This is a genomic window from Mesorhizobium sp. M0139 (assembly GCF_040322455.1).
GTDB lineage: Bacteria > Pseudomonadota > Alphaproteobacteria > Rhizobiales > Rhizobiaceae > Mesorhizobium.
The window spans coordinates 218,591-232,159 of the sequence record NZ_JAMYTN010000001.1 but is presented as its reverse complement, the minus strand read 5'-3'; the positions used below and the strand labels follow the sequence as shown (position 1 = coordinate 232,159).

Sequence of the window (13,569 nt, the reverse complement as noted above, 5' to 3'; positions counted from 1 at the left end):
ATCTGTCGGCGGAACAGCGCCCCCCTCTGTCCTGCCGGACATCTCCCCCACGAGATTGGCAGCTTCCGCCCCGCTCTCAATCCCCCAGCGGCAGCTTCGGATCGTCAACCTTCAGCGTGTTCACGCTCTGCTTGATGCGGCGCAGGTTTTCGAGAACCCTGGGTCCGCGCGTCTCGGCCACGGAGGTGACGATCATGTCGACGATCGACAGCAGAGCATAGCGCGACGAGGTCGGCTTGTAGATGTTGCCGTCCTCCAGCGACTGGAACTGGATGACGGTATCGGCGGCCTTGGCGAGCGCTGATTCCGGCGGGGTTACGGCGATGGTGGTGGCGCCATATTGCTGGGCCACCTGCACGGCGTCGATGACCGATCGCGCATAGCCGGACACCGAGAACGCGATCAACGTCGTCTCCGACGTAGCGACCGCGGCATACATGCGCTGCAACTGCCCGTCGATCTGCGCCAGCACCGGCACGCCCAGCCTAAACAGCCGGTTCTGCATCTCGGTCGCCATCATCGAGGAAATGCCGCCGGAGCCGATGCACAGCACATTGCCCGAACTGACGATGCGCGCGGCCACGCCCACCAGCGTCTTCATGTCGAGGTTTTCGCTGGCGCGCTGGATGGCGGCGATTGCCGCTTCGGTGATGGCCGACGCAATGCGCTGCTCGCGCGCGTCCCGGTTCAGCGGTTCGGGCGATAGATACTGGCCGCCAATGGCGATCGCCTGCGCCAGGTAGAATTTGAAATCGCGCAGACCCTCGCAGCCGAGATTGCGGCAGAAACGGGTGACCGTCGGCTCGCTGACGCCGACGCGCGCGGCAATTTCCGAGATTGCCGCCTTGGAGGCGAAGTCGAGATCTGTGAGCACGAGACCGGCCAGGCGGCGGTCCGATTTGGTGCCGTCCTGCGACATCAGCTGCAGGCGCGTGATGATGTCGGCCGGCGTTTTCATTTCTGGGTTGTCGTCTTCATCGTGGTATTTTCGTTTTCATGCCGGCGCTCATAGCGGCAGGCCTGTCGCCGTGTCGAACAGATGGATGTTGCCCGGCGCTACCGAGACCGGCAGCATTTCACCCGGCTTGACCTGGATCCGGTCGCGGAACACGGCGCGCACCGTGTCGGCACCGATCGCACCATAGACATGGGTTTCCGAGCCGGTCGGCTCGACGACATCGACCTTGATCGCCATCGCGTCGACAGCCTCGCCGATGACGAAGTGTTCGGGCCGTATGCCGGCCTCGACCGTGCTGCCAGCCGGCACCGTCTTGCTGCCGAGCGCCAGTCGCCCTCCGCCGGCCGATTCGAACCAGCTTTTCTCGGGCGTCGTCTTCAGGGCGCCGGAGACAAAACTCATCGACGGCGAGCCGATGAAGGAGGCGACGAATTTGTTGGCGGGACGGTCGTAGAGTTCCAGCGGTGCGCCGACCTGCTGGATCTTGCCGCGGTCCATCACCACGATGCGGTCGGCCATGGTCATGGCCTCGATCTGGTCGTGGGTGACATAGACGATGGTCGATTTCAGCCGCTGGTGCAGCGCCTTGATCTCGGTGCGCATCTGCACGCGCAGTTGCGCGTCGAGATTGCTGAGCGGCTCGTCGAACAGGAACACCGAGGGTTCGCGCACGATGGCGCGGCCCATTGCGACGCGCTGGCGCTGGCCGCCCGACAACTCCCGGGGATAGCGGTCGAGATAGGAGAACAGGTTGAGGACGCCAGAGGCCTTTTTCACCTTGGCGTCGATTGCCGTGCGGCTTTCGCCGCGGATCTTTGGGCCAAAGCCGATATTGTCGGCCGCTTTCAGGTGCGGAAACAGCGCATAGGACTGGAAGACCATCGCGATGTTACGCTGCTGTGGCGGCAAATCGTTGGCGCGCACGCCGCCGATCAAGAGGTCGCCTGCGGTGATCGGCTCCAGCCCGGCCAGCATGCGCAGCAAGGTCGACTTGCCGCAGCCGGAAGGGCCGACCAGCACGACGAACTCGCCGCTCTTGATGTCGAGGCTGATGTTTTCGAGGATCTTGTGGCGTCCGAAAGATTTCGACAGGTCGCGGAACTCGACATCGGTCATGGTCAGGCTCCCAATATGTCGTCGATGAAGGGCAGGAAGCCGGCGGTCAGTCCGGCGTCGACCGGCACCACCGCGCCGGTTATCCCCGATGCGCGATCCGAAACAAGGAAGGCCACCGCTTCGGCCACTTCCGTGGCGTCGACGATGCGGCCGAGCGGATAGAGCCGCTTGAGCTTGCCGAGAACATCCGGGTTCTTGGCCAGCCGATGGTCCCATGCGGCGGTGCGGATCGAGCCGGGGCAGACGACATTGGCGCGCAGCCCGCTGCGGCCGAGTTCCACAGCGATCGCTTTGGCATAGGCATTGATGCCGGCCTTGGCCGCGGCATAGGCCGGGTTGCCGAAATGGGCGATGGCGTTGACGGAAGAGATGAAGACGACGCTGCCCGAACCGCGCGCGGCCATTGCCTTGATCAGCGGATCGGCGAACAGCATCACCCCGGTCAGATTGAGGTCGAGCTCATGCGTGATCTTGTCGGGGGTCAGCGCTGCAAGAGTCTCGGCGCGCGTCCAGCCGGCATTGTTGATCAGGATGTCGGGCACGCCGTCTTTCCCGAGGATCGCCGTGATCGCGGCATCGGTGGAGATCCGGTCGAGAAGGTCGAAGACGTGGCCCGACGCCAGATGCGGACTGCCGAGCTGGTCTTGCGACTGGTCGCAGCCGACGACGCGCGCGCCTCGTTCGGCCAGCAGCGCCACAATAGCCGAGCCGAGCCCGCCGCCGGCGCCGGTCACCAGCACGGTCTTGCCTGCGAATTCGGCCTTTGAAACCACGCTGCGCGCCTCCCTGGGATCTACGATAATCGGAAAACGCTATTTTAAGAAATGTAATTAAGCAACAGGATAATCCGCTTGCATGAGGTCAAATGATGGATAATGTAGGAAAGTCACATTAAGCCTTGGTCGCCTGGAAGCCGCAAGAGCGCAGGCGCAATCAAATGGGAGAGATCGAATGAAGCTTGCAAAATGGACTGTCGGCCTGATGGCCGGAATGAGCCTGCTCGCCCTGGCCGCGCAGGCAGATGCCGGCGAGGTGCGCGTAACCGTCGCCGAATACAGCGCCAAGACCGGCCCGTATTTCGAAGCGGTGAAAAAGGAATTCGAGGCAGCCAACCCGGGTATCACCGTCAAGTTCGAAGTTGTGCCGTGGGACGTGCTGCTGCAGAAGCTGACCACCGACATCACGGCCGGTACCAATGCCGACCTGTCGATCATCGGCACCCGCTGGCTGATCGATTTCGTCCAGCAGGATGTCGCCGAGCCGCTCGACGCCTACATCAAGCCAGACTTCAAGGACCGCTTCATCGACACCTTCCTGTCGCCGTCGATCATGGAGGGCAAGACCTATGGCCTGCCGATCGCGGCTTCGGCGCGCGCCATGTACTACAACAAGGAATTGTTCGAGAAGGCCGGAATCGCCAACCCGCCGGCAACCTGGACCGAGTTGCAGGAGGATGCGCGCAAGATCAAGGCGCTGGGCACCGGCACGTTCGGCTTCGGCCTGCAGGGCAAGGAGATCGAGACCGACGTCTATTACTACTATGCGATGTGGTCGCAAGGCACCGAGATTCTCAACAAGGATGGCACGTCGGGCCTCGGCACGCCGGGCGCGCTCGAAGCCGCCAAGCTCTACAAGTCGATGATCGACGAAGGCCTGACGGAACCCGGCGTCACCTCCAACAACCGCGAGGACGTCCAGAACCTGTTCAAGCAGGGCAAGGTCGGCATGATGATCACCGCGCCCTTCCTGTCCAACCAGATCAAGGACGAGGCGCCGAACCTGAAATACGGCGTGGCCGCTATCCCCGCCGGACCGACCGGCGCGCGCGGCACGTACGGCGTCACCGATTCCATCATCATGTTCAAGAATTCCAAGAACAAGGATGAGGCCTGGAAGCTGCTCGACTTCCTGTTCACCACCGAACAGCGCGCCAAGTTCACGCAAGGGGAAGGCTTCCTGCCGGTGAACAAGGAAGAGGCCAAGATGGACTATTACGTCGACAATGCCGATCTGGCAGCGTTCACCGCGCTGCTGCCCGACGCCCGCTTTGCACCGGTCATCCCCGGCTGGGAAGAAGTCGCCCAGATCACCTCGGATGCCATGCAGAAGATCTATCTCGGCGGCGACCCCGAGGCAGGCTTGAAGGAAGCGGCTGCCAAGGCCAACGCCGTGATCAAGAAATAGGGCGTATCTCCCTGCGCCCGGCGCGCCCCTGAGATCGGGGCGCGCCACACTTTCCTCTCCCTCCGGAGGGGGAGAGGTGGCTCGGCGAAGCCGAGACGGAGTGGGGGAACCACCTGGCAACCGCCGCGAACGGACATAGGAAGGGCAATAGGGGCAAACATCACCTCGCCTTGCGCCCCAAGGGTCGACCCCCCGAGCTTCGCTCGACACCTCTCCCCTGATCGACGGGGGAGAGGAAAGGCATTCTTCTGAAGCGCTGCTAAAGACCGATATGCAAGATTGATCCGAGCTGGCGTGCCAGCGCCACAGAACCACGGTACAAAACCGGCCGATGCAAAATCGCTTCTTGCCCTATCTGCTGACCTTGCCCAGCCTGTTGCTGGCGGCGGTCGTCATCTTCTGGCCGGTCTGGGACCTGATCCAGATCTCGACGCATGACGTCAGCCGCTTCGGCCAGCTACGCGACTTCAACGATTTCGCCAATTATTCAGCCTTCCTCGCCGATCCCGATTTCCTGGCGGCACTCTGGCGCACCGGCCTGTGGACGTTGCTGGTGGTCGGCGGCGCGCTGCTGTTGTCGGTGCCGGTGGCGATGATCCTCAACACCGATTTCTACGGCCGCGGCATTGCCCGCGTCATCATCATGCTGCCCTGGGCGGTGTCGCTGACGATGACGGCGGTGGTCTGGCGCTGGGCGCTCAACGGTGAAAGCGGCATGCTGAACTCGGCGCTGATCGGGCTCGGCCTGATCCATGAAAACATCCAGTGGCTGGCGCGCGCCGAGACGGCATTCCCGATGCAGGTGCTGATTGGCATATTGGTGACGGTACCGTTCACCACGACCATCTTCCTCGGCGGCCTGTCGTCGATCCCCGACGACCTCTACGAGGCGGCGGCCCTGGAGGGGGCGACGCCGCTGCAGCAGTTCCGCGAGATCACCTTTCCGCTGCTGAAGCCGTTCATCAACATCGCCATCGTCCTCAACACCATCTACGTCTTCAATTCCTTCCCGATCATCTGGGTGATGACGCAGGGCGGGCCGGCCAACTCGACCGACATATTGGTCACCCATCTCTACAAGCTGGCCTTCCGCATCGGCAAGCTGGGCGAAGCATCGGCGGTGTCGCTGCTGATGTTCGCCATCCTTTTGATCTTCACGATGATCTATGTGCGGCTTGCCATGCGGGAGCAGCGCACATGACGCCCAAGCTGAAGCGTACGATCATCGCATGGCTGCTGCTTTCGCCGCTGCTCGTGGTGACCATCTTCCCCTTCGCGGTAATGTTTTTGACCGCGGTCAAACCGCGGCAGGAGGTGCTGTCGCCGACCTGGTGGCCAAGCGAATTCCACTGGTCGAATTTTGCCGACATGTGGGTGGCGACCGGCTTTGGCCAGGCGCTGGCCAATTCGCTCTATGTCTCTGTTATCGCCACCGTCGGCGCCATCCTGATCTCGGTGCCGGCCGCCTATGCCATGTCGCGGTTTCGCTTTGCCGGCTATGGCGCCTTCCGCCAGTTCCTGCTGATCTCGCAGATGATCTCGCCGATCGTGCTGGTGCTCGGCCTGTTCCGGCTGATGGCGGCCTGGGGTCTGATCGAATCCACGACCGCGCTCGGCGTCATCTACATGGCTTTCAACGTCGCCTTCACCGTGTGGATGCTGCAAAGCTATTTCGACACCATCCCGCGCGATCTCGAGGAAGCAGCGTGGATGGAAGGCGCCGGCCGCTGGCTGACCTTGCGAAAAGTGTTTCTGCCGCTTTGCCTGCCGGCAATCGCGGTGACCGCCATCTTCACCTTCATCAACGCATGGAATGAGTTCGTCGTTGCGCTCACAATGCTGCGCAGCCAGGAAAGTTACACGCTGCCGATCCAGGTGTTCTCGCTGGTCGCCGGCCGCTACACGATCGAATGGCACCATGTAATGGCGGCGACGCTGCTGGCGACGCTGCCGGTGGCAATCCTGTTCATCTGGCTGCAGCGCTATCTCGTCCGCGGGCTGGCGCTCGGGGCCGTAAAATAGCAATTCCAGGAAAAGTGTGGAGCGGTTTTCCGTCCGGAATTGCGAAAAACAAATAGCCGTACGGAGTTTTCATGCGCATCTTCACCGCCTCGCTGGCGACCGAAACCAACACCTTCTCGCCGGTGCCGACCGACCGGGCGTCGTTCGAGATGGCGTTCTATGCCGGGCCGGGCAAGCATCCTGATACACCGACCTTGTGCTCCTCGCCGATGGTCGCGCTGCGCCGGCGTGCGGCTGCCGAAGGGCTGACCGTCATCGAAGGCACCGCCACCTGGGCGGAGCCGGGCGGGCTGGTGCAGCGGCAGACCTATGAGGCGTTGCGTGACGAGATTCTCGGCCAGTTGAAGGCAGCCTTGCCGGTCGACGCCGTCATCCTCGGCCTGCACGGCGCCATGGTGGCGCAAGGCTATGACGATTGCGAAGGCGATCTGCTGGAACGGGTTCGCGCAATCGTCGGGCCCGACGTGGTGATCGCGGTCGAGCTCGACCCGCACAGTCATCTGACCCCAAAGCGCGTCGCGGCATGCAATGTCATGGCCTATTTCCTCGAATTCCCGCACACCGACTTCTATGAGCGCGGCGAACATGTCGTCGAGCTTGGATTGGCGGCGGCGCGCGACGAGATCAGGCCGGTGATCTCGACCTTCGACTGCCGCATGATCCAGGTGCTGCCGACCAGCCGCGAGCCGATGCGCTCCTTCGTCGACCGCATCAAGGCGCTGCACGGCAAGGACGGCGTGCTGTCGGTCTCGGTCATCCATGGCTTCATGGCGGCGGACGTGCCCGAAATGGGCACGCGCATCCTGGTCGTCACTGACAATGACAAGGCCAAGGGCGATGCGCTGGCGGAGAGGCTAGGGCACGAGCTTTACGCCATCCGTGAAAGGACGGCGATGACGATGCTGAACACCGAGGACGGCATCGCGCGGGCACTGGCCGTGCGCAAGGAAAATCCCGGCAAGCCGGTTGTGATTGCCGACATCTGGGACAATCCCGGCGGTGGCGTCGCCGGCGACGGTACCGTTGTGCTGCGCGCAATGTTGGAACAGGGCGTTGACAATTTTGGCGTGGCGACGATCTGGGACCCGATCGCTGTCACCTTCTGCCAGGCGGCAGGCGAAGGCGCCGTCATCGACCTGCGCTTCGGCGGCAAGGCCGGGCCGCTGGCCGGCGAACCGATCGATGCGCGCGTCAAGGTGTTGAAAGCCGTCCCCGAGGGCTGGCAGAGCTTCGGGCCGAGCCGGGTGACGCTCGGACCGACGGCGCTGGTGCGGCTCGAAGGCACCGAAATCGACATCATCCTCAACACCAACCGCACGCAGACCTTCGAGCCGGATGTCTTCTCCAACATCGGTGTCGATCCGTTGTCGAAGGACATATTGCTGATCAAGTCGACCAACCATTTCTACGCCGGCTTTGAACCGATCGCGGCGGAGATCATCTATGTCTCGGCGCCGAGCTCGTATCCGAGCAATCCGGCGGTGACGGATTACAGGAAGCTGACGCGGCCGGTGTGGCCACGGGTGGCGGATCCTTGGCGCTGGTGATCTCCCCACTTGAGGGGGAGATGTCGCCAAAGGCGACAGAGGGGGTCCTCGCGCGTGAAGCGCCGACCTTCATCTGCCGCAGGAGGTCGAGCCCAGTCGGACCGACCCCCGAGGGGGGAGATAAGCTGGCGCTATAGCAATCCCCGCTTCACCATCATCGCTTCCGGCGAAGGCATCTTGCCGCGGAACGCCGTGTACAGCTCCTCCGGATCCTTCGACCCGCCGGCGGCATAGATATTCTTCCGCAGCCGTTCCGCCAGCGCCGGGTTGAAGGGATCGCCAGTCTCCTCGAAGGCGGCGAAGGCGTCGGCGTCGAGCACTTCCGACCACATGTAGGAATAGTAGCCGGCTGAATAACCGTCGCCGGAGAAGATATGGCCGAAATGCGGGGTGCGATGACGCATGGCGATGGTGTCGGGCATATCAAGCTTTTCCAGCGTTTCGGCTTCGAAACGCAGCGGTTCCGCCGGCGCATCCGGCCGCGCGTGATACGCCATGTCGATCAGCGCCGACGCTGTGAACTCGACCGTGGCGAAACCTGCGCCGAACGTGCGGGCGGCCAGCATCTTGTCGAGCAGCGACTTCGGCATCGGCTTGCCGGTCTTAACATGCAGCGCATGCTTTTCCAGCACTGCGGGCACCGTCAGCCAGTGCTCGTAGAGCTGCGAAGGCAGTTCGACGAAATCGCGGGAAACCGAGGTGCCCGCCACCGACGGCCAGGTGACGTCGGTCAGCATGCCGTGCAAAGCATGGCCGAATTCGTGGAACAGGGTCTTGGCCTCATCGACCGACAGCAGCGCCGCTTCCCCCGCCGGCGGCTTGGCGAAGTTCATGATGTTGTAGATCACCGGCTTTGAGCCATCCCCAAGCTTGTAGCCAGACTTCAGCGCGCTCATCCAGGCGCCAGAACGCTTCGAGGATCGGGCGAAATAGTCGGCGAGGAACAGGCCGCGCTCGCTGCCATCGGCGTTCTTCACCACGAAGACGCGCGCGTCGGGATGCCAGGCGGCGATGCCCTTCTTCTCCTCGAAAGTGATGCCGAACAGTTTTGTGGCGACGTCGAAGCAGGCGTCGATGACCCGGTCGAGTTGCAGATAGGGTTTCAGTTCCGCCTCGTCGAAGTCGAATTTCTCGGCGCGCAATTTCTCCTGGTAGAAGCGCCAGTCCCAGGCGGCGAATTTTTCGTTGCTGCCTGCCTTGGTCGCCAGCCGCTCCAGCTCCTTCTGGTCGGCGGCGGCCTTCTCCAGCGCTTTCTCCCAGACCGGGTCGAGGAGGTCGTGCACCGCCTTCGGCGTCTTGGCCATGGTGTCGTCGAGCTTCAGCGCGGCGAACGAGGCATAGCCGAGCAGCCTGGCCTTTTCGGCGCGCAATTTCAGCATGTCGCGCACCACTGCGGTGTTGTCGCTGGCGCCGCCATTCTGGCCGCGCATGGTGAAGGCGCGGAAAGCGGTCTCGCGCAGATCGCGGCGTTCAGAAAAGGTCGTGAACGGCTCATAGATTGAGCGCGACAAAGTGACGGCGTAGCGGCCCTTCTGGCCGCGCGTCTCGGCGGCTTCGGCCATCGAACTCTTCACGAAGTCCGGAAGGCCGGCAAGATCAGCCTCGTCGAGGAACAGCGCCCAGTCGCGCTCGTCGGCCAGCACGTTCTGGCCGAAAGTGGTGCCGAGCGAGGACAACTCCTCGCTGATGTTGGCCAGCCGCTTCTTGCCGTCGGCGTCGAGTTTTGCGCCCGATCGCACAAAGCCTTTCCAGGTCTTCTCCAGCACCCGCAGCGTCTCGACGTCGAGTTTTAGCGTCTCCCGGCGCTGGTAGAGGTCGTCGATGCGGGCAAACAGTTTCTCGTTCATCGAGATCGCCGAGAAATGCCGCGACATCTTCGGCGAGATCTCACGCTCCAGCGCCTGGATCGCATCGTTGGTGTGGGCGCCGGCCCGGCACCAGAAGATCGACGAGACATGGTCGAGCGGCTCACCGGCGAGCTCGAGGGCTGCCAGCGTATTCTCGATGGTCGGCGCATCCTTGTTGCCGGCGATCGCATCGATTTCGGCCTCATGTGCCTTCAGCGCCGCGTCGAACACCGAGGAGAAATCGTCGTCGCCGATGCTGGCAAAATCCGGCAGGCCGAGCGGCCCTTGCCATTTGGTCAGCGGATGGGCGGCGAGATCGACGGTTTTCGTGGACGGCATGGGGGATCTTTCGGTGATTGGCGGAGCTTGCTGACCGATGTAGGGCGATGACTGGCGCGGCGCAACAGCGCGGCCGTTCAAGCCCGCGTCAGAAGCCGTCGCAATTTTCCGCGATCGCCGCTTGCGAACTGGCGGTGATGCGGTTGCCGGTGACGGCGAACGTTTCCTGCATCAGCATGTCATTGTTGGGGAAATCATAGCAGGCGATGACCGTGGTGACGCCGGCCTCGCTCTTTTCGACGCGATGCCGGATTGCGGCGCCGGCGACCGCGCCCTTCCATTCGTCGATCGACGCGATGAACTCCTGCTTCGACTGTACGACGCCGAGATCGTCGAGCTTGATGCGGACATCGTCGGCGAGCAGGTCCGACAATTCGGTGCGATCGGCGACCAGCAGCGCCGAATACCAGCGGTCGATAATGGCGCCGTCATCGGAGCGGAAGGGACGAGCGAAATCAGCAGCGCCGCTACCGCGAAAGCGATCGCAGGCCAAACCCGCATTCTTGCCTCCTCTTATTTGACCATGCCCTTATCCGAAAACCGGTTCCCACTTTTCGGGATCATGGGTCTACGTCAAATCCGGCCGCTCGAAGTCGCCGGTGTCCTTGTTCATCACCCAGAGCTCGCCGGTCGAGATGTCGAACCAGGCGCCATGCAGCGACAGCCGCCCCTTGCCTTCGAGGATGGAGACGCAAGGGAAGGTCCTGAGATTGGCGATCGAATAGCGGATGGAAATCCGCTCCAGCGCCGTCTGCCGTTCGGTTGCCGTCATGAACGTGCTGGACGAAACGGTTTCGGCCGCCGGCGCGATCAGGCTCATCCATTTGCCGATGAAGTCGCCGGGCGACAGCGGCGCCGAATTGGTGTCGAGCGCGGCGCGGATGCCGCCGCAGCGGCCATGGCCCATCACTACGATGTTTTTCACCTTCAGGCTCTGCACGGCGAATTCGAGCGCGGCCGAGGTCGAGTGGAACTCGCCGTCCGGCGCATAGGGCGGCACCAGATTGCCGACATTGCGCAGGACGAACAGTTCGCCCGGACCGGCGTCGAAGATCGCCTCGGGGGCAGAGCGGGAATCGCAGCAGGCAACGATCATGGTTTCGGGCGCCTGCCCTTCGCGGGCGAGCTCGCGATAGCGTCCGCTCTCGGTGAGATAGCGGCCATTCATGAAGTTGCGGTAGCCGGTCCAAAGATGTTCGGGGAGATGGGGCATGGGCTAGGGATGAAGCCTTTCGGGGTTAGCGACGGCAGCTCATTTCAAGTTAGAAAGGCTCTAACGGCAAATGCCCGTCGCGGGCAATGCCGAATTGCGGATGGCTTCGTCGCAAATCGCCATGCCGCACGCATGGCTCGCCGCTTGCCTCACGCCCAGATCGCCAGGGGAATGCCCAAACGGTCGGCAAGCGGCGGGTCGGGAAACGGCTTTGCCTCGCCGCCGGCAATGCGTCCGGCAATCAGCATCATCGCTGCGGCGTCGAGGAAATCGTCGGCGGCAGCACCGCGTTGCGGCGGCTGGTCGAGGAAAGCTCTGGTATAGCCGTGCCGGCAGAGCAGTGCCTTGCGCTCTTCCATCCCGGCAGGATTGACTGCGCCCTTGATCTTCTTCGGCAGCGTCATCGGTTTTTCGCCGTTCAGCCGGCAGAAGGCCACTTCGGGGTGCGATTCGAAGACGCGGCGGCGCAGTTCCGGACGCATAATCAGCAGCGCGTCGATCTCGCGGATCTTGGCAAAGATGCCGAAGGCTTGGATCGAGACGCCGCGTGGCGGATCGGAGGTCGCCTTGGCCACCTCGCTGGCGCGCCGATGCGCCTCATACCAAGCCTCGACCGTGGTGAAGTCGCTGATGTCGGCGTAGAGGGCCGCGCGGGACGGGATAGAGAAGACGCTGGATTGCCGTGCTCCGAGCATTGGCCGTACCAAGGTCTCCGGCCCGCGCCCGCCTCTTTGCGAGACGTCCGGCAGGCCGATCGGCATGTCGACGGCCACTGTCGCATCGGCGGGCAAGGCGTCGAGCAGGGCCGCAAAGCTGGGAAAGACGCGGACTGACGGCGCGGCATCCAGATCGCGGCGGACGGCGATCCAGCCGGCCTTGCAGCCGTCTACGCCGACGACCACGGTCGAGGTCACGCCCGGCGGTCCCGCCCCGGATGCGTGAGGTGGCGCAGCTGCACCATCGCCATCGGATGCGACAGGCTCTGGGCATCGGTTTCAAGCTGCAACTCGTCGCCGCCACGCTTGGCGGTTCGCGCCAGGATTTCGTAGACGGCGGCGGTGGTCGATTGCAGCGCCTTGATCGGCGGCTGCCCCGACAGGATGCGGGCGAGGTAGACGGCCGCAGTCAGGTCGCCGAGGCCATTCGGCGGCTTGTCGATGAGGCGGTGTTCGGCCAGCAGCGCCTGGGTGCCGTCAAGCAGCAGATTGCCGGTGCCGCCGGTCATCATCGACTGTGCCGACGTCACCAGCATTGTTGACGGTCCGGCATGGAGGGCGGCCGAGATCACCGATTTCAGATCGGGCAAAGGCGCGCCGGCCATCCACTCCAGCTCATAGCGGTTGGGGGTGGCGATGTCGGCGATCGGCATCAGCCGGTCGCGTATCGCGGCGGCCGTCGGCTCGGGCACATAGAGCCCGCCGGAATCGCCCATCACCGGATCGCATATATAGATCGCGTCCGGCGTCTTGGCCTTGACCGCCGCAACCAGCGAGGCGACGGCCTCGGCCTGGCCGGCCTCGCCGAGATAGCCCGACAGCACCGCGCCCACCTCGCCCAGCCAGGGCGCGCGCTCGAGATCGGCCATCAGCGCCTTGAACTGGTCGAGCGGCGGCACGATGCGCGTGGCGCGGCCATGGCCCGGATGCCAGGGCAGGATGACCGTCGGCACCGCCCACACCGGAAAGCCCAGCGTCTCCAGCGCAAACACGGCGGCGCGGTTACCGACCGAGCCGCGGGCGACATGGCTGGAAATGACGATGACCGCGCGCGGCGCGTCGGCTTTTTCGCTGTTCATGGAAAATCCTAGATACGGATAATTTTTCGTTGAATCGTCATCCTAATCTATCTCTTTGGTTGGAGCATGATCTCCGGACAAAACGGTTCCCGCTTGTCCGAGAAAACCGGTTCCCACTTTTCAGGATCATGCTCTAGCTGCCCCGGGAGACGTAGTACACGAGCCAGATCAAAAGGCCGAGGGCGACGATGAGCCCAAGTGCGCGACCGATGCGGGTGCCCCAGACCTCGATCGGATCGGATCGGTCGGCCTCGGCTGCGGTAACATGATCGCGGGCGCCTTTCGCTGCCCGTGACACCAGCGATGCGCCGCCAAGGCCGCCCTCGTTCGCCACGCGCTCAATAATGCGGCGCGATTCGCTGTCATCGTCGCGGCGTTCCGCCATGATCCTGTCCTGTTTGCCGGCAACCATATCGTGTTCGCGCGATCAATCACAGGGCCTCGCCGGCGCATGAATGCGCGCCAGGAATGCGCGCCAGCGGCAGACATTTTCTTGAGCGCGGATTGTGCTAATGCTTCGCATGCAACTTCTGTCGAGGGACCTCACC

General features: G+C 63.4%; 12 protein-coding genes and 1 pseudogene. 4 read left to right on the top strand and 9 right to left on the bottom strand.

Features of this window, described 5'->3' with window-relative positions; all coding sequences use genetic code 11:
• Positions 1-76 precede the first annotated feature (76 nt).
• From NKJ58_RS01115 to NKJ58_RS01105, 3 genes are read right to left on the bottom strand one after another with little or no spacing between them, the layout of a single operon-like run.
• Positions 77-958, bottom strand: a complete 882-nt coding sequence (locus tag NKJ58_RS01115) for a MurR/RpiR family transcriptional regulator (RefSeq protein ID WP_023681445.1) — start codon at positions 956-958, stop codon at positions 77-79.
• Positions 959-1,006: 48 nt separating this feature from the next.
• Entirely contained in the window at positions 1,007-2,074 is a 1,068-nt protein-coding gene (locus NKJ58_RS01110; RefSeq protein ID WP_027050535.1) for an ABC transporter ATP-binding protein, read from the bottom strand.
• A gap of 2 nt (positions 2,075-2,076) precedes the next feature.
• The gene (locus NKJ58_RS01105) at positions 2,077-2,847 is read right to left on the bottom strand and encodes an SDR family oxidoreductase (protein WP_023668606.1); all 771 of its coding nucleotides are present in this window, start codon (positions 2,845-2,847) and stop codon (positions 2,077-2,079) included.
• A 178-nt stretch (positions 2,848-3,025) separates the two neighbouring features.
• Between NKJ58_RS01105 and NKJ58_RS01100 the strand changes: the two genes are divergently transcribed.
• The 4 genes from NKJ58_RS01100 to NKJ58_RS01085 all read left to right on the top strand — a co-directional run bounded on the left by NKJ58_RS01100 (position 3,026) and on the right by NKJ58_RS01085 (position 7,827).
• Positions 3,026-4,258 carry an ABC transporter substrate-binding protein gene (locus NKJ58_RS01100; protein WP_352519150.1) on the top strand — a complete coding sequence of 411 codons (1,233 nt, stop codon included), beginning with the start codon at positions 3,026-3,028 and terminating at the stop codon, positions 4,256-4,258.
• A 331-nt stretch (positions 4,259-4,589) separates the two neighbouring features.
• The gene (locus NKJ58_RS01095; RefSeq protein WP_023681441.1) at positions 4,590-5,459 is read left to right on the top strand and encodes a carbohydrate ABC transporter permease; all 870 of its coding nucleotides are present in this window, start codon (positions 4,590-4,592) and stop codon (positions 5,457-5,459) included.
• Positions 5,456-6,280 carry a carbohydrate ABC transporter permease gene (locus NKJ58_RS01090; RefSeq protein WP_023668609.1) on the top strand — a complete coding sequence of 275 codons (825 nt, stop codon included), beginning with the start codon at positions 5,456-5,458 and terminating at the stop codon, positions 6,278-6,280. The genes NKJ58_RS01095 and NKJ58_RS01090 overlap by 4 nt, the downstream gene beginning before the upstream one ends.
• Before the next feature lie 71 nt (positions 6,281-6,351).
• A complete protein-coding gene (locus tag NKJ58_RS01085) occupies positions 6,352-7,827 on the top strand; it encodes a M81 family metallopeptidase (protein ID WP_023681440.1) in 1,476 nt (491 codons plus the stop codon).
• A gap of 131 nt (positions 7,828-7,958) precedes the next feature.
• Here NKJ58_RS01085 and NKJ58_RS01080 read toward each other — a convergent pair whose 3' ends face one another.
• The 6 genes and pseudogenes from NKJ58_RS01080 to NKJ58_RS01055 all read right to left on the bottom strand — a co-directional run bounded on the left by NKJ58_RS01080 (position 7,959) and on the right by NKJ58_RS01055 (position 13,406).
• Positions 7,959-10,013, bottom strand: a complete 2,055-nt coding sequence (locus tag NKJ58_RS01080) for a M3 family metallopeptidase (RefSeq protein WP_023681439.1) — start codon at positions 10,011-10,013, stop codon at positions 7,959-7,961.
• Between the two features lie 88 nt (positions 10,014-10,101).
• A pseudogene (locus NKJ58_RS01075) lies at positions 10,102-10,514 on the bottom strand (nuclear transport factor 2 family protein).
• A 67-nt stretch (positions 10,515-10,581) separates the two neighbouring features.
• The gene (locus NKJ58_RS01070; protein WP_023681438.1) at positions 10,582-11,226 is read right to left on the bottom strand and encodes a carbonic anhydrase; all 645 of its coding nucleotides are present in this window, start codon (positions 11,224-11,226) and stop codon (positions 10,582-10,584) included.
• A gap of 149 nt (positions 11,227-11,375) precedes the next feature.
• The gene (locus NKJ58_RS01065) at positions 11,376-12,140 is read right to left on the bottom strand and encodes a DUF429 domain-containing protein (protein WP_023681437.1); all 765 of its coding nucleotides are present in this window, start codon (positions 12,138-12,140) and stop codon (positions 11,376-11,378) included.
• Positions 12,137-13,021: a pyridoxal kinase PdxY gene (pdxY, locus tag NKJ58_RS01060; RefSeq protein ID WP_023681436.1), complete on the bottom strand. Its 885-nt coding sequence runs from the start codon at positions 13,019-13,021 to the stop codon at positions 12,137-12,139. Before pdxY ends, NKJ58_RS01065 begins: the two co-directional genes overlap by 4 nt.
• 133 nt (positions 13,022-13,154) lie before the next feature.
• Positions 13,155-13,406 (bottom strand): hypothetical protein, encoded by a 252-nt coding sequence (locus tag NKJ58_RS01055; protein ID WP_023681435.1) that lies wholly within the window; start codon positions 13,404-13,406, stop codon positions 13,155-13,157.
• Between the last annotated feature and the right edge of the window lie 163 nt (positions 13,407-13,569).